Origin of the sequence: Streptomyces fractus, from assembly GCF_049844455.1 — a bacterium.
In the GTDB taxonomy this organism is placed as follows: Bacteria; Actinomycetota; Actinomycetes; order Streptomycetales; family Streptomycetaceae; genus Streptomyces; species Streptomyces fractus.
Map to the genome: position 1 here is coordinate 303,719 of NZ_JBMYHI010000001.1, position 18,677 is coordinate 322,395.

General features: G+C 67.1%; 14 protein-coding genes. 6 read left to right on the forward strand and 8 right to left on the reverse strand.

The annotated features are described in order from the left end of the window. Nucleotides 1–167 precede the first annotated feature (167 nt). The 4 genes from ACP4E5_RS01465 (at nt 168) to ACP4E5_RS01480 (ending at nt 8,412) form a co-directional block, all read left to right on the forward strand. Nucleotides 168–3,755 carry a glycosyltransferase gene (locus tag ACP4E5_RS01465; protein WP_425824830.1) on the forward strand — a complete coding sequence of 1,196 codons (3,588 nt, stop codon included), beginning with the start codon at nt 168–170 and terminating at the stop codon, nt 3,753–3,755. Between the two features lies 1 nt (nt 3,756). Continuing rightward, on the forward strand, nt 3,757–5,034 hold the full coding sequence (locus ACP4E5_RS01470; RefSeq protein WP_425824831.1) for a hypothetical protein: 1,278 nt from the start codon (nt 3,757–3,759) through the stop codon (nt 5,032–5,034). 201 nt (nt 5,035–5,235) lie between these two features. Beyond that, nucleotides 5,236–6,150 (forward strand): phage baseplate protein, encoded by a 915-nt coding sequence (locus ACP4E5_RS01475; RefSeq protein WP_425824832.1) that lies wholly within the window; start codon nt 5,236–5,238, stop codon nt 6,148–6,150. A gap of 615 nt (nt 6,151–6,765) precedes the next feature. Beyond that, nucleotides 6,766–8,412, forward strand: a complete 1,647-nt coding sequence (locus ACP4E5_RS01480; protein WP_483030238.1) for an Ig-like domain-containing protein — start codon at nt 6,766–6,768, stop codon at nt 8,410–8,412. Between the two features lie 240 nt (nt 8,413–8,652). On the opposite strand, the gene ACP4E5_RS01485 is transcribed toward ACP4E5_RS01480, so the two are convergent. Beyond that, nucleotides 8,653–9,627 (reverse strand): transposase, encoded by a 975-nt coding sequence (locus tag ACP4E5_RS01485; protein WP_425824833.1) that lies wholly within the window; start codon nt 9,625–9,627, stop codon nt 8,653–8,655. A gap of 251 nt (nt 9,628–9,878) precedes the next feature. Here ACP4E5_RS01485 and istA point away from each other — a divergent pair, with 251 nt between their 5' ends. Further along, entirely contained in the window at nt 9,879–11,228 is a 1,350-nt protein-coding gene (gene istA, locus ACP4E5_RS01490) for an IS21 family transposase (protein WP_483030236.1), read from the forward strand. Next, nucleotides 11,225–11,995, forward strand: a complete 771-nt coding sequence (gene istB / locus ACP4E5_RS01495; protein ID WP_425824835.1) for an IS21-like element helper ATPase IstB — start codon at nt 11,225–11,227, stop codon at nt 11,993–11,995. The genes istA and istB overlap by 4 nt, the downstream gene beginning before the upstream one ends. 13 nt (nt 11,996–12,008) lie before the next feature. Here istB and ACP4E5_RS01500 read toward each other — a convergent pair whose 3' ends face one another. The 7 genes from ACP4E5_RS01500 to narH all read right to left on the reverse strand — a co-directional run bounded on the left by ACP4E5_RS01500 (nt 12,009) and on the right by narH (nt 18,677). Continuing rightward, a complete protein-coding gene (locus ACP4E5_RS01500) occupies nt 12,009–12,725 on the reverse strand; it encodes a transposase (protein ID WP_425824836.1) in 717 nt (238 codons plus the stop codon). 162 nt (nt 12,726–12,887) lie between these two features. Beyond that, nucleotides 12,888–13,991 (reverse strand): phage baseplate protein, encoded by a 1,104-nt coding sequence (locus tag ACP4E5_RS01505; protein WP_425824837.1) that lies wholly within the window; start codon nt 13,989–13,991, stop codon nt 12,888–12,890. 12 nt (nt 13,992–14,003) lie between these two features. Continuing rightward, the gene (locus ACP4E5_RS01510) at nt 14,004–14,234 is read right to left on the reverse strand and encodes a hypothetical protein (RefSeq protein WP_425824838.1); all 231 of its coding nucleotides are present in this window, start codon (nt 14,232–14,234) and stop codon (nt 14,004–14,006) included. Nucleotides 14,235–14,471: 237 nt separating this feature from the next. Next, nucleotides 14,472–15,677 (reverse strand): nitrate/nitrite transporter, encoded by a 1,206-nt coding sequence (locus tag ACP4E5_RS01515; protein ID WP_425824839.1) that lies wholly within the window; start codon nt 15,675–15,677, stop codon nt 14,472–14,474. Beyond that, nucleotides 15,674–16,393 carry a respiratory nitrate reductase subunit gamma gene (gene narI, locus ACP4E5_RS01520; protein WP_425824840.1) on the reverse strand — a complete coding sequence of 240 codons (720 nt, stop codon included), beginning with the start codon at nt 16,391–16,393 and terminating at the stop codon, nt 15,674–15,676. The genes ACP4E5_RS01515 and narI overlap by 4 nt, the downstream gene beginning before the upstream one ends. After that, nucleotides 16,390–17,013: a nitrate reductase molybdenum cofactor assembly chaperone gene (gene narJ / locus ACP4E5_RS01525; RefSeq protein ID WP_425824841.1), complete on the reverse strand. Its 624-nt coding sequence runs from the start codon at nt 17,011–17,013 to the stop codon at nt 16,390–16,392. Before narJ ends, narI begins: the two co-directional genes overlap by 4 nt. Beyond that, a complete protein-coding gene (narH, locus tag ACP4E5_RS01530) occupies nt 17,010–18,677 on the reverse strand; it encodes a nitrate reductase subunit beta (RefSeq protein ID WP_425824842.1) in 1,668 nt (555 codons plus the stop codon). The genes narJ and narH overlap by 4 nt, the downstream gene beginning before the upstream one ends.

Below are 18,677 nucleotides of genomic sequence, written 5' to 3' on the forward strand. Positions count from 1 at the left end.
CCGCGCGTCTCGTCGCGCTTCTGGCGGAACAGCACGCGGTGGAGGAGGTACCCCTGTTCGAGGGGACACCTCCCTCGAACAGCCAACGCTGCCTTCCACGGGAAGACAGCGAAGCGACGCACGGTCCTGATGCGAGCCTTCCTCCCGAGTTCCTGCCCCCCGAAGCGGTGTCTGCAGACGTTCCCTTCAACCGCCTTGCCGAACTGCGGGTCCTTGAGACGGTGCGGCACACTCAGGCCGACGTCATCATCGCCACCCATCCCGCGCTCAGCGCGTTGCTCGCCGTACACAGGCCACAAACAGGGCTGTGCCTGGCGCTGGAGACGGAGCGCCCCTCCAGCCACCCGAAGCCGCTCGCCACCCTGTGCGCCAAGCACCTGGGCCGGATGAACGCCGTGCTGCTCGCGTACCCACCGGAGGACCGGGACGAAGCGCGGCTCTTCCGGCTGGCGCATGCAGGAGTACTGCATGCCGATGCGACGTCGATGCGGGACGCGGCCTCCTTCAGCCGGCTCCTTGACGATCTGCATGCCGGGCAGCAGCTGCCACGCTCGGCGGATGCCGTGCTGCACCAGGACGGCACGGTGACGGTGTCCCTGGACGTCCCTCGCACCGCTGCCCCGCTCCGGCTGCGTGCCTGCCACCCGGACGGGGCCCGGCACATCCTGGCCCTGGAACCGGCTGACGGTACACCACGTCGTGTCGCCGTACTGCCGACGAACCTGGCTCCCGGCAAGTGGCGGATACAGGTCGAAACAGCCGCGAATCAGCGTGTCCGCCGACCGCTGTTCGCACTTCACCTCGATACCACGGTCCTGGCCGGCGACAGCGGGCACCGGTTCCTGCTCCGTCCCTGCCGGGCAGGGGGCGGAGAGCTGGAAGTACGGGCGGCACCGAAGGCGACGGTGCATTGCCTGCACGTGACGTGCGACCCGGTCGAGGGTGCCGTTCTCCTGCGGCTCGCTGCCCCGGCGTCAGCCACCGCCCCCCGCCTGCACCTCGTCCACCGCAAGAACACCCGATCCAGCGTGGCGCTGCCTCCCGACGAGACAGCGACAGCGCCCGGAGAGCTCTCCTTCCGCATCCCTGTGGGGGTGCTCGCTGCCCGTAGGCGGGTCCAGAACGACGTGTGGGACATCCGGCTGGAGCCCCGTCCTGGCGCGACGCGGCTGCCCCTGATACCGGATATCCCCGACATCACGGAGCCGAACCGGGTCTACAACTTCCCCCACCTGCTGCACGAGGCCGGCCCCCGCGGTCGGTCCCGCTACCGCGTGCACTACGCCGCCAACGGCACCCTGATCCTGAGCGGTACCGACGACTCAGCGGAAAATCTCCTGGCAGCCGTGCCACTGGCAGCACCCGAACCCCTCCCGCAGGAACCGTGCGAAGACCCCGAGGTACAGGCTCTGACACGGCGTGAGCGGCTCCTGCCGTGCACGCCCAGCCAGCGCCCCGCCGGTCCCCGGCGTGACCTCACCGATGCGCGCGCCATGAAGATCGCCTATCTGCATCGCGACGTGAGCGGCATGGGCGGAGCGATCCGCGCCGCTCTCAGCGCGGCCGGACAGTTCGCCCAGGACCACCAGGCCGAGATCATCGCAGCGATACGCACCACCGCGACGACGTTCTTCGACACACCGCCGGGCGTCACCATTCGTGCGCTCACCGACGTTCGCATCGCACCTTCGCCGGCGGACGCCTACCACCCCGACCGCGGACGCCCTCCGCAACTGGTGGACACAGACATCGCCGAAGAGTACTTCCCTGTCCTGGACGCACTCACCGAGGCCCGCATCCTGCAATACCTGGACACCACCGACGCAGACGTGGTCATCGCGACCCACCCGATTCTGGCCGTCCTGCTCAACGACTACGGATCCGACCGCTACTACCGGGTGACCATGGAATACGCCCTCGGAGAGCAAACCTACGGGCCCAATCAGTCCTACTTCGATGACCATCAGGACCGCCTGGACGCCCTGGTTACGGTCGGCCCCAGTGATGTGGTCGTACGCAATCGACGCGGATCACAGCACACCGCGAGCCGGCTCGTGCTGCCCATCCCCTGCTCGGTTCCGGATTCCCCGCTGCCCGCCAGCCGGCAACAGGCGAACATCATCATGATGGCCGGGAGACTGATCCGCGGAAAACGCTACGACCTCGCTCTGCGTGCCTTTGCCCGCATCGCGCCCCAGCACCCGGACTGGCAGCTTCGTCTGTACGGCCGTGGCAAGGACCGGGCCCGTCTGCAGGACATGGTCGACAGTCTGGGACTCCACCATCAGATCCTGCTCATGGGAGCCCATCGGCGGCTCGCCGAGGAATGGGCCAAGGCGTCCTTCTCGGTGTGCACGTCCGTCGCGGAATCCCAGGGAATCGGCATGGTGGAGTCCCTGCAGGCCGGGGTACCCGTCCTGTCCGTGGACGTCCCGAACGGTCCCCGCGAGGTCCTGACCGACGGCCACGACAGCCTGCTGGTCCCCGATAACGACGAGGACGCCCTGGCCCAGGGCATGGAACTCCTCATCCAGGACGAGGAACTCCGGCGCTCCCTCGGCCGCAACGCCGCGCAGTCCGCCCTGCGCTACGCGGACAAGCACGACAGCCGCCAGTTCCGTAATCTGTTCCAGTCTCTGTCACAACGAGAACAGCTTCCCGGCCTGGCCGAGATCCAGGAGCTGCCCGTCCCCGACGGGCAGGAGCACGAGTCCCCACGCTTCCACGTCCGGATCCCCGGCAGCCACACCGGGCCGCCCCTGTCCCTGCGCGCCACGCACCGGGACGGGACCTCCCGTGTCTACCCGCTGACCCGACACAACGACGCTGAGCTCGAGACCGTGCTGCAGCCCGATCTGCCTCCGGGCCTGATCACCCTCACCGTCGAACACACCCACGCCCCGTCCATCCGGGGACTGCTCGCCCACACACCACTCAAGATCACCAACGGGACAGTCCTCGCGACCACCCCAGAGGACGACACCACCCCGGAGCCCGACACACCACCGCCCTACTGCCTGCCCCTCCTGTTCACGGAGTCGTTCACGCTGCCCGAGCAGCACGGGGGCGACACAGGCCACACCTACAATGTCGTGCTGACCATCGAGGCTTCGGGCCAATACGCCGTGCACGGGACCGCAACCGGCCCCGCTGACAGCACAGAGCACTGGCACCATCTCCTGCGCCCCCTGACAGAGCGCGGCGTCACCGACCTCCTGATGATCGCTTCCCCGCAGGCACCAGCCGCCGAGCAGGCCGCCCTCGCCCTCTGGCCGCGCGCCGCCTCCGTGTCTTCCGCACGCGCGCTGCTGTCGCGCTGCCTGGAGCTCGCAGGCGACCTCAACCAGGACGCGATCCGCATCGCCGTCCAGAACCTGTGCGCGGCCCCGGACGAGCAGACGCTCGACGTACACCTCGACGCCCTGGCCACAGCCTGGGAACAGGAACTGCCATCGGTGGTCCAAGAATGTCTCGACAACCGGGACATGCTGGTGGCCCTGTGCGATCACCCCCCGGAGCTTCGACGTCTCGCCCTGTCCTGGACGCTGCCCGCCCTGCTGCGCGAGCGGATCATGGAAGCGCTGGAGGCAGACACTCCGGACGAGCCCGACCCGTTGCTCGATGAGAAGCCGGTTCGAGGCATCATCCACTCTCTTGGCCGGCCCCAAGCCAGTTACTGGCCGCAACTCATCCAGCAGATGACGCACCATTATCCCGGCCGGCCCCCCGGCATCCAGGCAGACGAGGAGTACTGAGGTGACCCCTTTGATCAGCGTGGTACTCCCCGTCGCGGAAGCCGACGCCAGCACGGCCCTGGACACCCCGGTACCCGAGAACTGTGAAGTGCTCCTGCTGGCCCGGGCTCCAGCAGGCAAGACGGATGTACCGCGCGTACGCCACGTGCGGACGAGCGCCGTGGGACCGCAGAGCGCCGCGGCCCTCGCCTGCGAACATGCCCGTGGCACCTACCTGCTCCTCGCCACGCCCGGAGACCTGTGGCCCGCACAGGTCCGCACCGCCCTTCGGATGCTTCGTGCCGGTGCAACCACCACCGAAGCCATCCTCGGGCTGGCCCCCTCCGAGCGGCTGTGGCTGCCCGTCACGGTGGAACCCGGAACCGACCTGGAACACCTCGCGGCACCGGAAAGCCCTGTGCCCGTACCGGTACGAACACACCAGGTGTGGAACACGGAATTCCTGCGCACCTTCGCACCACAACTCGCCGACGACGACACGCGACAGGTATGTCTCCCCGTGCAGCGGCTGGCCGTCCCCGGGGCCGCCCCCACAGCCGATGTTCCGGACCCACCCCACCCCGACCCCGACAAGATCCGCAAGCAGATACGGCAGCAGGCTCCCGCAGGCGTGCACCGCCTTCGGCTTCAGGAGCGCGTCTGCCGTGCCCTGCTCAAGGACCCGGCCCGGACCGGCCACGAGATCTCGGCGAGCCTGCCCGAGCCACAGGCACTACCTCGCCCCCTGAATTCCGCACGCGGACTCGACGGGGAGACGGACGCGCCGCTCGCCCTCGACATGTCGTGCAAGGTGCAGTCGTTCACGGTCGACGAGGACGAAGCGGATACGGCACTGTTGCGGTTCGAAGCAGAGCTCGTGCATCGCGACACGAGCCCGAACGGCGGACAGCCTCTGCGATTCCTCCACGACAACGGCCGGCTGACCTGGCTGTCGCCGAGCGGTTCCACTCTCGGGCACGAACCGTCCCAACGGCTCGAGACGGCCGAAGCAGAAGCGGTCGTCTCCACGACAAACGACAGCGCCGCCCCGTGTCAGCGGTCCTACGCCGCGACCCTGTATCCGGTGGCTGCGGTCCCGGTCGGAACAGGCGAGCCCGTACAGGTCTACCGGATCCCCGTACGCGGCACCGTCCGGCTCCCGTCCGAGTCCCAGGACGACGAAGTACAGCTACGTGTCCGCCTGTTCGGCCTCGAATATTGTGCGCCGATCACCCCGGCACCGGGGGTACTCAATGGCTTCGGCCCCGTAGACGTCCCGCCTGCCGGACAGAACCGATAGCGCATGCGGCGCAGCACACGCCAGACAGGGGCCCCCTCTCAGGAGGCGCCCGGCCACACCGGCGGACAGCCCCCGCGGAACTCCCCCACGATCTCCCGCCGGCGTCTGCTGCAGTTGGGCGCCGCCGCGGCGGGAGCCACCGGCGCCACAGCGCTGTGGCGAAGACGACGTCACGCCACGCAGTCCCGGAGTCCCACCGCCGTGGGCGACTTCGCCGTGACGAGCGACACCGTGCACACCGTGTTCGCACCGGCCCCGCTCGCGAACGTCACGGTCGCTCAGTCCTTCGCCTTCGACCACTCGGACGGCACGGTTTACACGCTGCAACTCATGGAAGGCGGCATCCAGCTCAAGGGAGAGGACGCCCCTGTCGCCGCCGACGTCCGAAGACAGGACGGTGACCTGTGCCTCAGCCACCTGACCCGTTCCGGCGTCCTGCGTGGCTCCATGTACCTGAAGGGGTTCGGCCATGGTGTGGCCCTCGGCGTACAGCCACGCTCCGGCACGCCCTACATCTGGACGGAGTGCGGAGCACGCCACAGCAAGGACGGCTACGGGACGGCCATCACGCGTTTCCCGTTCAGCGATCAGGCAGTTCTCGACACCGACAACCTGCCGGCGCGCTCCTACCAGCCGGTCCCTGGCAGCCTGTACAACGCGCCCGCCGTCGACTTCACACACAACCGTCTGGTGCTCGGATACACCTTGGCCGGTGAATTCCGGTACGCGGTGTACGACCTGACGGACTTCACCGCTGGCGTTATGAAGCCGCTGTACGACGTGAGCCGGGCCGGTTTCGCATCCGATGAGACCTTTCAGGGCTACACGCTGTTCGGACCCTACATCTATCAAATCACCGGAAACCCGTACCCCGAAATTGCCGGTGAAAGCGATCCCACGGGCGGCGGAAACACCTACCTCTCCGCGATCGACATCCAGTCGGGAGAACTGGCCGGCCGGCGCAAGGTCACCGCCGCGCCGGCCCTTTCCTACCGGGAGCCGGAGGGAGTAGCGGTCACCACGGCTTCCGGTGGCGCATTGTGCACGGGCTTCGCGTCGGGTACGGGTGGCGCACGCCTGTTCAGCGTGTACGGCTTCGGAACCGGGACGCAATGAGGCGCCTCGCGCTTCCCGGACGGCGTTCTGAACGTCTATAGATTGAGCTCTTTCCAACTTCATGCTGACGCGTGGTGGTGAAGGACGAGGACGGCTTTCACGACGTCGGTGATCCGGTTGGTGCTGCAGCCAGGGTCGTTGCGCGTTTGGGATTGGTCCGGTTCGCCGGTCTGGTGAGTGACGTGGTGTCATGTCCGTTGTATGGCAGGGCCCCGGAGAGCAGAGCAGGCACGGTGCTGGTGATCATGTGGTTGTCGAGACCCATGAGAACCGAGCGAGACCGTGCCTGCCCGAACATCTTCGCCCATCCCTATCTCCGGCTGTAGTACGAGTTGTTGACTTTTGATGACGCCACATCAACTTCTCGTCGATGCGGCAGAAGTGGAGGGGAGTAGAAGATCGTGGTGTTAGACCTCTTGTCACGCATGAGTGAGAGGTATCTCCTTCTCGAGAAAGTCGGATCCGATGTTGTCGAAGCAGCGGCTGGCCACGGCGTGCGCGACCGTACTGATGGCGACGGGGCTGACAATGGCGAGCGCTGGATCGGCGCTAGCGGCACCGACGGCGACGGCCGCGGCGACGTCTACTGTGCAAGCGAATGATGACTAATACACGATCAACTACGGGACCGCAAGTTCCTCTCTGAACGTGCTACTTAACGATACCGGCGACCACCTCGCCGCATACGCGCATACGCAAGCGAAGCACGGCACGGTTAATTTTGGTGGAAGCACTGCCCACCTCACCTACCGTCCGGACCCGGGTTACGTCGGTTCTGATTACTTCACCTACACCGCCACCGACGCCGACAAAACCAACGATACAGCGACCGTGCACATTAACATTCCGACGCCAGCGGAGGATATCGCCCAGTCAACGGGATATGAGATGCCCGCGGATGTGAGCGTGCTAGAGAAGGACTCCTGGTCGGCCTTGTCGCTGGCGTCGGTGTCGGACCCGGAGCACGGTACGGCGACTGTTTCCGGCGACAACGTGCACTACGTGCCGGACGACGGCTACAGCGGCGAGGACACCTTCACCTACACGATCCACGACAGCTACAGCAATACGGATCACACCGGGAACGTCACGATGACGGTGTTCGACCAGCCGGCGGGGGCGCTGGATGACGTGGCGTCGACGAACTATGAGACGGCCACGGACGTGGATGTGCTGGCCAATGACACCGGTCTGACGGACGTGAAGTCGGCGTCGGATCCGGAGCACGGTACGGCGAAAATCGTCGACGGCAAGGTGCGCTACGCGCCGGACACCGGCTTCTCGGGTGAGGACACCTTCACCTACACCGCCACCGACTCCGAAGGCACCGAGTTCACCGCGCCGGTGACGGTCACGGTCCACGACCCGTCGGGGTTCCAGAACCAGCAGCTGGTGAACGACCAGGGGCAGGCTCTGGAGGCGACCGGCAGCGTGCAGGACGGTGCGACCGGTCACGGTGCCTCGGTGCACGCGATGGATGTCGATTCCTCGGAGACGGCACAGCGGTGGACGCTGGATGACGGGCATCTGATCAACGAGGACCCCGCGGCGGTCGATCCGGACACCGGTTCACACCTGGTGCTGGACCTGAACGAGGGTGCGGCCTCGGCGCTGATCGACTCCCCGCAGACCTGGGACGAGGACCCGCTGACCGAGGACGAGGACGCGAACCACTCGCAGGTCTGGAAATTGAATGGCGACCACGCTCAGCTGTCCAGCGAGAGTGCCAGCGGTCAATCGCTGGCGGCCACGGGCTCGGCCGCGACGGGTGCCTCGGTGCAGGACTACACCGGCGCCTACAACCAGTCCTGGACGGCCACGTCCGGCGCCAATGACGAGTTCGGCACCGTCACCGCCGGCACCGGCGACAAGCTGACCGTGCACGGCGCGACCGGTATCGACTCCACCACCGGGGAGGCCGGTGTGTCCACCAGGGCCCTGCCCGCGGACGGTGACACCGACCAGCAGTGGATGCTCACCGACGACGGCGCGCTGATCAGCAAGGCCGGGGTGGACCCCCGCACCGGCCAGCGTGTGGTCCTCGACCTGCACGACGGGCAGACCGCATCGGGCGGTACAGTCCGCGCGGTCGCCCCGCCGACCGACGGCTCCCTCAAGGACGAGCAGAAGATCACCTCCAGCAACGGTGAAATCTCCTTCGCCGCGACCGGTGACAGCCTGGGCCTGACCGAGACCGCCACCAACGGCACCCAGAACACCACCTACACCGGTACCGACGAGCAGACCTGGACCATCGACTGATCCAGACAGGCCCACCCCCGCGGTGAGCCCGTAGAACTGCACACCACACAGGTACGACACTGCCCGGCCGGGTGTTCCCGACCCTGTTGGTCAATTCCGCCCCGCTGGATCAGATCCAGCGGGGCGGAATGCTGCGAAGTGGCTGGCGCGGGTGCAGGCCAGAGGCGCCGCACCCCGTGTGCTGGGCATTGACGATTTCGCCCTGAGCTTGACTCTGTCGGGGATCTTGGAGCTGGCAGGTCAAGTCCCCAGGGTGCGCCAGGATTTCGGCCGGGGTATCTCGCGTTGATCGAGGTAGCTCTGGAAGGCAGTCGGTCGCCGGGGTGTGGGGGCTTGTTCGGTCGGTGGTAGTCCGCTGAGGTGCTCAATGTTGACGGCGATGGCCGTCAGGACGTGCTGGACGTGGGCCTTTCCCTGTCCTCGGTAGCGGCAGCGTCGCATGCCGTGTCCGTGGGCGAACTCGTTGACCGTGCCCTCCACTCCGGAGCGGACGGCGTAGCGGGCCTTCCATTCGGGCGTCTGTTGCTCGGTGCGGACGCGGAGTTGCAGGTCGCGGAGCTCTCGTGGAGGAAAGCCCACGGTGCGGTGGGTTTCGCGGGAGGTGGTGCACTGAGCGCGAGCCGGGCAGGGTTGGCACTGGCTCTTGGTGAACCGTGCCACGATCAGCGGGGCCGCGGTGGGTGAGGAGGTCGGGTAGGGGCCATGCCAGCCCGCGCTGACCTGCCCCTGGGGGCAGGTGACCTGCCGACGCTCGAAGTCGATGTGAAAGTCGTCCCGGGCGAAGCCCTCGCCTCGGCGGTGCTGGCGGGTGGGGTTGCTCTTCAGCGGCCCGGAGACGGTGACCTGGTGGTCGCGGGCGGCCTGTTCCAGGTGGGGCAGGAAGGTGTAGCCGGCGTCGACCAGGTGCTCGGCGGGCAGCAGGCCGCGTCGGGCGAGACGGGTGTGGATGCCCGGCAGGATCTGGCTGTCGTGGGTGGTAGCCGCTGTGGTGGCCACGTCAGTGATCACGTTGGGGCCATCCGCAGCACAAGTCTCGGTCAAGTGGGCGGAGAACCCCTTCCAGCTGATGATGTGTCCGTGCCGTGCATAGCGGGCCGAGGTGTCGTAGGGCGAGACGATCGCCCGCGACGAGGGCGGCAGCCCGGGTCCGTCTTCCTTCTCGGCCGTGCGCCAGCGCAGGTGTCCTGCGGCGTCATGGTGGTAGTTCTGCACCATGATCTGGCGCAGAGCCTGGACACGGGGACCGGACGTGCGGTCCGTGCCGTGCCGGTAGAGGTGTCGGCGTACAAGTGAACGTGCACAGCCGCGTACGGATGAACGTGCCCAGTTCTTGACGCGCTGAGAGAGACGTGTCGGCAGTCTGCTGCTGTCTGTTCGGGATGGCAGAGAGGCGGCTGACGGTGGTCTTGGATCCGCATCGCTGGATGGAGTTGAGGCGGTTTCGCGGTCTGTACGAGTCCGGGGCAATGAGCCTGTCGGAGATCGCGAAGGAGACGGGGCTGAACCGTCGCACGGTCAGCAAGTACGTGAAGGGGCCAACACCGGTCGCGCCGCCGAAGCGGGCGTCGAACAGGAAGCCCCGTGCCCGGCTGGTGGACGAGGTGGCGCCGCTGATCGACGCGATGCTGAGGGCGGAGATCCTGCTGAAGGGGGCAGTGATCCACGAGCGCCTGGTGCAGGAGTACGGCGTCACCATCAACTATCAGCGGATCAAGCTCTATCTGCAGGAGGCCCGGCCGCGCATCGCGGAGGAGCTGGGCATCAGCGCGGGTGAACTCGCCGGTCTGCACCGCCGGTTCGAGGTGATTCCCGGAGCTCAGGCCCAGGTCGACTGGGGTGACGAGGGCAAGGTTCTCGCCCATGTGGGCATCCCGAAGGTCTACTCGTTCCACATGACGTTGTCGTATTCGCGCGACCCGTTCTGCTGCTTCACCACCAGCCAGGACCTGGCGACGTTCTTCGACTGCCACCGGGCAGCATTCGCGCACTTCGGCGGGGTGCCGATGACGATCGTCTACGACCGCACCAAGACCGTCGTGCGTCGGCACGTCGCTCCGGGCGAGGCCGTTCCACTGCATCCGGAAGCCGTCGCGTTCGCCGGCCATTACGACTTCGACATCGACGTTTTGGCCGCCTACCGGCCCACCGGGAAGGGCCGGGTCGAACGGCAGGTCCTGATCGTCCGGGACCACGTGCTGGCGGGCCGGTCGTTCTCTTCCGTCCAGGAGATGGATGCCGCGTTCACCTCCTGGGTCCCGTTGCGGCGGGCGAAGGTGCACTCCACTCACGGGGAGGTCATCGGCGTCCGGGCCGTCCGTGATCAGGCGGCCCTGCGGCCGTTGCCGGCATCGCCGTATGTGGTCACGCAGCGGCATCTGCGGCATGTCGGAAAGGACTGCCTGGTCGCCTTCGACGCGAACCTCTACTCGGTGCCGGCCCGCAAGGTCCGCCCACGTCAACTCGTCGAGATCCGGGCGACAAAGTCCCAGGTCATGCTGCACTCCACGGTCCCCGATGCAGACGGGGACACTCTGCTGGCCGTCCATCCTCGGGCGGTCGGCCGCGGTGCCCGCGTCGTCGACGAGGCGCACTGGGAGGGGTTGCCCAAGGGCGAAGGCCGCCGCGTCACCACAGGTGATCAGCCGGCCCGTCCTCGCCACCAGGAGGCCCTGGGGCAGGCCGGCTCGTTGCAGGCCCTGCTGAACCGGGCCGCGGCCACCCGCGTCGAGGTCTCGCGCTGCCCGCTGTCGGTCTATGACGAGCTGACCGGCACCCGCCCCTTCACCACCAACTCACAGAAGAGGGAAGCCCGTTGAGTCAGCTGGTCACTGCCCGTATTCGCAGCACGGCCGCCAAGCTCGGCCTGCCTCACCTGGCCGAGAACCTGAACGAGTACGCCCAGCGGGCCGAGGAGGGCAAGCTCGGCTACCTCGACTTCCTCGACCTTGTGCTGGCCGAGGAACTCGGTGTTCGCGACGACCGGCGCTTTCGTCAGGGGCTGAGGCTGTCCAAGCTGCCGCATCACAAGACCCTGGACGACTACGACTTCTCCTTCCAGCCCGAACTCGACCCGCGCAAGGTCAAGGACCTGGCCACCCTGTCGTTCGTCGAGGCCAAGGCCAACGCCGCCCTGCTGGGCCCGCCCGGAGTGGGCAAGACACACCTCGCGGTCGCCCTGGCCGTCGCTGCCTGCCGGGCCGGATTCTCGATCTACTTCTCCACGCTCGACGACATGGTCCGCCAGCTCAAGACCGCCGAGACCGCGGGCCGACTCGCCGGCAAGCTCCGCACCTACCTGCGGCCGAGCGTTCTCGTGGTCGACGAGGTCGGCTGTCAGCCCCTCGAACGCGCCGAGGCGAACCTGGTCTTCCAGGTGATCTCCAAGCGCTACGAGAAGGGATCGATCATCCTGACCTCGAACAAGACCTTCAGCGAGTGGGGGCAGGTCTTCGGCGACGAAGTCCTCGCCACCGCCATCCTCGACCGGCTCCTTCACCACTGCGATGTGATCAGCATCAACGGCCCCAGCTACAGGCTCAAGAACCGCCTCGCTGCCATCGAGCGGGAGACCGAAGTGGCCTGAGAGCTGAGCACGTTTATCCGTACTCGGCTGAGCACTTCAAGGAGTACGCGGACAAGAGGTGTTCCAGGAGCCGGACGGCGTCACCTCCGGTGGCAAGGATCCGGGTCTTCGGTTTGGTGGGGTTCTTGCCCAGGCGGACCGGCCGGCCGTAGCGGCGCCCCCAGTCCTCATCGACCAATTCATCGAGCAGGTGCGGGGCGCTGCCGGCGACTTCTTCGAGCGCGGCGCGGACCGCCTCGGTGATCAGCTCCAGGCGGGTCAGGTCACGCACCGCGGCCAGGACGTGGGTGGAGTCGGTTCGCTGCGTGGTGCGCTCGCGCACCAGACCGGCCTCCTTGAGGCGGGCCAGCGCGAGGTCCAGGAGCCGGTCAGCGCGGTCGTCCTCGGTGAGACGGTCACGGAAGTCAGCCAGCACGCTGTGGTGGAAGCCGGGATCGTCCAGCTCCATGGCCATGGCGTACTTGAAGTCGATGCGACAGCGCACCGCCTCGGCCGCCTGCCGGTCCGACAGTCCGAGCAGGAACTGCAGCACGCAGACGGTGGCCAGCTGTGCAGGTGAGAGACCCGGGCGCCCGTCGCGGGGATACCAGTCGGCGAAGTCCTCGTCGCACCACAGCCCATCGAGGCGGTCGCGTACCCATATCGCCGTCGTACCACCCGGGTTGCTCGCCCGCGCGACCTGCGCAGTCAGAGACGGGACGTGCTCACCGGAACGCGGGCGCAGGGACAACGGGCACCTCGACAACTGCATCGGTCGGCGGAACCACCCGAGCATGCCCGTTGATCATGCTGCCACGCCGGGAAACTCCAAGATCCCCGACAGAGTCAAGCTGAGTGGCGGGAGAGACTGACTCTGCGGCTCCCGCCGTCTGCTGGCGCGTCCTTGAGCCGTTCACTCCCAGTGCTTGATGGTGTAGGTGCGTGGGCCGGTGCCGGTCATGTTGCCGTCGGGGTCGTAGATGGGGGTTCCGTCGCTGTCGCGTTCGACATCGCGGATCGTGAAGCCGCAGCACAGGCGGACGGCGGAGGCAGTGGCCTGGGCCGAGAGGCCCTCCGGTTCGCGTTCGCCGTCGGTGGGCTCGCGGGGGACCTGTGTCTGCTGGACGACGTCGCCGGTGTTCCAGTCGAGGGTGGTGATGTAGGCGTCGTCCTTGTCGCCGTGGCCGACCCACATGTAGAGGTATTCGCCGATGGACGCCATTCCCTGGGGGAAGCCCTTTTCGCCGCCGTTCCTGGTGATGCGCTTCAGCGGGGTCCATGTGCCCTGCTCGACCTGGGCGAGATCGTAGAGGGAGTAGACGTACTCGTCGGTGGAGCCAGAGTTGGCGGCGACGCATAGCCTGTTGGTGGTGGGGTCGATGGCGGGGAAGGTGAAGGCAGGGGTGGTGCCATCGGTGTAGGTGGTGACGGTGGTGGTGTCGGAGCAGTCGACGGTGGCGCCAGCGTTGTACGGGGTGGTGCTGATCGCCGTTCCGTAGCCATTGGTTGTGAAGTACTCCGCTGTGGAGTCCCCTTCGAGCCACAGGCTGACCGATCCGCTCGAGGTGCGCTGCACGCCGAACTGGGTGCCGTGGCCGAACCCTCGCAGGTACATGTAGTCGAGCACGTCACCCGTGGCCAGGTTCATGCGAGAGAGCAGCAGGTCACCGTCCTTTGCACGGTCGGCGTAGGACACTGGAGCGCTCTCGCCGTCGAGTTGAACCCCGTCGGGTATGCACTGGACGACGTAGAGCTCCTGCGCATCGGAGTCGATCGCGAACGACTGCATCACCGTGGAAGTGCTCTGGGTGGGCACCGAGTCGAGGAGGAGAGCAGGCGTCCCCGTCGTGGTGATCGGCCCCTCCTTTTCCGGGGAGGTCTTGTAGAACGAGCCGGACAGGGAGATCCAGGGGTAGGGGCCGCCAGTTCCCGTCGCCGTCGGAGTGCCTGCCACGTCGATCTGGCCAAGCTGGCTGATCACCGTGATCGTTCCGTCGGTGTAGATGTCACAGCGCACCAGGCCCAGCGTCTAGACACCACCGTTCGTGGCGGCATAGATGCCGTCCTGCGTCGATGTGGGCCTCAATGCCTCGGGCAGGGTGGCGATGACGTCGCCGCTCGTGAACCCGTCGGTCTTGGACAGTCGTCCGAACGTCTCGACCCTGTCGCCGTTCAGGCGCGCGAAGCCGTTCCCGGTAACACCTTCACCGAGGGTGAGAGACACCCATGCGCTGGCGGATGCGGGGGCGGTGGGAACCATGGCGAACCTCCCATTTGCTGGGTGCACTTGGCCATTCCCAACCATACGAGCGTGCCGATCATTTCAGGATAAGTTCGGTGCGGTAGCTCTCGCCTTTCGTCGTTTTCGTAGGGAGGCAAAGGCTCAGTGTCGGCACTGATCACGACACTGCCACGTCCGTCGTCGCCTCCATCCGCCGCTGGTGGCAGGGCTGAGGCCGGGGCGAACGCCTGGACGGCCTGCGCGTGCAGCGAGGTGTCAGCTGTCCGGCTGGATGTCCCGCATCCTGCCGTAGGCGTAGACACATCCCGCCATGGCCAGCATCGCCAGGAGCATGAACCCGATGGCGTACGAGTTCTTGTTGCTGTAGATCGCGCCCATGACCAGGGGCGGGACGAAGCCGCCGAGTCCGCCGATGGCGCCGACGATGCCGGTGACGCTGCCGACCTGCGGCTGCGGAGTGACCTGGGAGACGAGTGCGAACACCGAGCCGCTGGTGGTACCGAGTCCTGCGGCCATCACCAGCAGGAAAATCGTGCCCATGGGGTAAAGCTCGGGGTCGAAGGCCTGGCAGACGGCGAAGAATGCGGCGATGCCGAGCGCCCAGGCGGTGACCACCGCAGGGTGGACCCGGTCCGAGAGCCAGCCGCCGATGGGGCGGAAGATGACGGTGACCAGGGCGAATCCGGCGGCCTTGGTGCCGGCGTCGGTGGGGTCGAGGCCGTACCAGGTCTTCAGGTATGTCGGCAGGTACACGCCGAAGGCGACAACGCCGCCGAAGCCGATGGCGTACAGGGCGGACAGTTCCCAGGTCACCTTGAGCCGGCCGGCCGCGCCGAGGCGCTGGCCGAGCGGGGTGGTCGGGACGACGCGGCCGGGGTGGTCCGTGATCAGGAAGTAGTCGAGCACGACGAGGACGGCCAGGGCCGCTGACACCACGAAGAACGGCAGGTTCTCGTTGCTGTCGTAGATGCGCGGGGTGAAGAACCCGGAGAGCGCGGTTCCGCCCATGCCCATGCCGAACACACCGAGCGCGAGACCGCGCTTGGCGGGCGGGAACCAGGAGTTGACCAGCGGGATGCCGATCGCGAAGGTCGTGCCGCCCAGGCCGAGGAAGAAGGCGACGATGAAGACGCCGACCGTGTTGTCCTTGACGACGGTGAGCAGCAGAACGGGAATGATCGTCAGCGCGGTCACCAGTGGGAACATGAGCTTTGCGCCGTAGCGGTCGGTGAGCGCACCCACTGGCACGCGGCCGAGCGAGCCCACGATCACCGGGATCGCGACCATGAACGACTGTGAGAACGAGTCGAGACCGAGGTTCTCCGCGAACTGTGTTCCGAGCGGGGCGATCAGGTTCCACGCCCAGAAGGTCACGGCGAAGGTGATGGTGGCCATCACCAGGTTGCGGTAGCCGGCCCCGGACACCTGCACCTGAGTCGGTTTCGCAGTGGTCATGCTCATCGGTTCTTCTCCCATCCGGGACGGTCGGGACGGGAGCCGAGCTTTCGCTGGTCCCGGCTGCGGTAGACGAGGTACGGGCGGAACAGGTACGTCAGGGGTGCACTGAAGATGTGCACCAGCCGGGTGTACGGGATCGCCGCAATCATGGTCAGCCCGATGAGGATGTGCACTTGGTAGATGGTCGGCACATCGGCCATCAGGTCGGTCTTGGGGTGCAGGGTGAACAGGCTGCGGAACCAGGGGGCGATGGTCTCGCGGTAGTCGTAGCCGGTGCCGCTCGCCTGGCTGAGGGTGGCGGCCACGCCGCACACCAATGCCCCGAAGAGCACGACGTAAATGAACTTGTCGTTGATGGTCGTTGCCCTGAACACGGCCCTGTTGGTGCGCCTGCGGTAGATCAGCAGGGCGATGCCCAGCACTGCGGCGATGCCCGCGATTGTTCCGGTGTAGAGCGACACCAGGTGGTACTGGTGCTCGGTGACACCGAGCGCCTCGGTCCAGCCCTCGGGGATGACCAGACCGATGACGTGGCCGGCGATCACCGCGAAGATGCCGAAGTGGAACAGCGGCGAGGCGATGCGCAGGATCCTCGTCTCGTAGGACTGCGACGAGCGCGTCGTCCAGCCGAACTTGTCGTAGCGGTAGCGCCAGACGAGGCCCGAGACCAGCACAGCGAGGGCGATGTAGGGCACGGAGCCCCACAGGAACGTGTTCATCGTGGGGCTCCGGGAGAGACGGGGAGCAGCGGGAGTTCCCTTCCGTACGGGGTGAGTCCGACGTCCTCGCGCGGCGGCCCCTTGCGGGCCATCGCGCGGGCGGCCTCCATGTCCTTCGGCGAGGCGCCGGGCAGGGTGCGGCAGACGGACTGAAGGATCTGCGCGTACGGTGTCCCGCATTCGGTCAGCGAGAGGCGCAGGAGTTCGAGGCCGGGCCTGTGTTCCTGCAGCAGGGTGGTGTCACCGGCCCTGGCGGTGAACTCCAGGACGGCGGGGAGGAAGTCGGGCAGTTCGCCGTCTGCGTCGGTGTACTCCAGTCCCGCCGCCCGGTACGCCTGCTTGATGTGTACGAGTGCCATGCCGCGGCGGCGGGTGTCGCCGTCGGTCCACCAGGTCAGGTACAGGCAGCGGCGGTTCTTGAAGTCGAATGTCTTCACGTAGTGGCGTGCCAGTTCGGCCTGCGGTGTGGCCTCGGCGTGGGTGAGGAAGGACGTGAGTGAGTCGGCCGCCTGGCCGCGCTCGGCATCCACCACGCTTCGCAGCAGCGGCAGTTGACCGTACAGGCCGCTGTCCGGGTAGGTGAGCAGACGGGCGGCCGCCTGGTGCAGTGCCGCGGTCATCGGGTGGCCCCCTGCTCGTTGTCAGGGGGGAAGAGGCCGTCGGGACGGCCGTTTCCGTCCCAGTTCAGGAGGTTGACGCGGCCCGCTGTGGGCGGTGACGGTTCGTCGGCGGTCTGCCGGTCGCGCAGGGCGTGGAAGCTCGCCGTCGCGCCGGCCGGGACGTTTTCCCTTCCGGTGTCCTCGTCGCTGTGGTCGAGGCTGCAGGTGTCCGGCAGTGCGGATTCCTCCAGACGGCGTGCGTCACCCAGGGCCGCGGTCGGAACGACGTAGCGGTCCTCGTACTTGGCGATGGCCAGGAGCCGGTACATGTCCTCGATCTCGCGTGCGCTCATGCCGACCGCGTCGAGGGCGCCATCCGGTTCGGTGCTGCCCTCCTCGGCCTCGCCGAGGTTGATCGCCCGCATGTGGCTGCGCATCGCGGCGAGCTTGTCCAGGCTGGCGCGGACGGGTCCGGTGTCACCGGCGGTGAAGATCTCGGCCATGTACTCCAGCGGGATGCGCAGGGTGTCGATGGCGCCGAAGAGGTTGCCGGCGTCCTCGCCGTCGTGGCCGGTGGCGGTGAGCGCGTCGACGACGGGGGAGAGCGGCGGGATGTACCAGACCATCGGCATGGTGCGGTACTCCGGGTGCAGTGGGAGCGCGATCCTGTACTTGCTGATCAGCGCGTGTACCGGGGAGCGGCGTGCCGCCTCGATCCATTCGTGCGGGATGCCCGCGCGTTCGGCCTCCCGGCGTACGGCGGGGTCGGCCGGGTCGAGGAACACGTCGAGCTGTGCCTCGTACAGGTCCTTGTCGTCCTTGACGGTGGCCGCTTCGAGGACCTTGTCGGCGTCGTACAGCATGACGCCGAGGTACCTCAGACGGCCGACGCAGGTCTCGGAGCAGACGGTCGGCAGGCCGACCTCCAGGCGCGGGTAGCACAGCGTGCACTTCTCGGCCTTGCCGGTGCGGTGGTTGAAGTACACCTTCTTGTACGGGCAGCCAGAGACACACATCCGCCAGCCGCGGCACTGGTCCTGGTCGACCAGGACGACGCCGTCCTCGCTGCGCTTGTACATCGCGCCCGAGGGGCAGCTGGCCACGCAGGCCGGGTTGAGGCAGTGCTCGCAGATCCGCGGCAGGTAGAACATGAAGGCCTGCTCGAACTCGAACTTGACCTTCTCCTCGGCCTCCTGCCGCACCTTGGCGACGATCGGGTCTGCGCCGCCGTGCTCGGTGGCGCCGCCGAGGTTGTCGTCCCAGTTGGCGCTCCACTCGATCTTCGTGGGCTTGCCGGTGATGAGGGAGCGCGGGGCGGCGACGGGGATGTCGTCGCCGAGAGGGGCGTCGATGAGGTTCTTGTAGTCGTACGTCCAGGGCTCGTAGTAGTCCTTGATCTCCGGCAGGTTGGGGTTGGAGAAGATCGAGGCGAGCTTGGTGAAGCGGCCGCCGGCCTTGAGCTTGAGGTGGCCCTTCTTGTTGAGCTCCCAGCCGCCCTTCCACCTCTCCTGGTCCTCGTAGCGGCGCGGGTAGCCCTGTCCGGGGCGGGTCTCGACGTTGTTGAACCAGGCGTACTCGACTCCGTCACGGTTGGTCCACACCTGTTTGCAGGTGACGGAACAGGTGTGGCAGCCGATGCACTTGTCGAGGTTCATCACCATCGCGATCTGTGCCATGACACGCAT

What these genes read in the sequence shown, in the direction of transcription:
- ACP4E5_RS01510 (WP_425824838.1), bottom strand. Translation starts at nt 14,234, where the DNA reads ATGGTTCCCACCGCCCCCGCATCCGCCAGCGCATGGGTGTCTCTCACC.
- narH (WP_425824842.1), bottom strand. Translation starts at nt 18,677, where the DNA reads ATGCGTGTCATGGCACAGATCGCGATGGTGATGAACCTCGACAAGTGC.
- narI (WP_425824840.1), bottom strand. Translation starts at nt 16,393, where the DNA reads ATGAACACGTTCCTGTGGGGCTCCGTGCCCTACATCGCCCTCGCTGTG.
- ACP4E5_RS01485 (WP_425824833.1), bottom strand. Translation starts at nt 9,627, where the DNA reads ATGGTGCAGAACTACCACCATGACGCCGCAGGACACCTGCGCTGGCGC.
- narJ (WP_425824841.1), bottom strand. Translation starts at nt 17,013, where the DNA reads ATGACCGCGGCACTGCACCAGGCGGCCGCCCGTCTGCTCACCTACCCG.
- istA (WP_483030236.1), top strand. Translation starts at nt 9,879, where the DNA reads ATGAGCCTGTCGGAGATCGCGAAGGAGACGGGGCTGAACCGTCGCACG.
- ACP4E5_RS01515 (WP_425824839.1), bottom strand. Translation starts at nt 15,677, where the DNA reads ATGAGCATGACCACTGCGAAACCGACTCAGGTGCAGGTGTCCGGGGCC.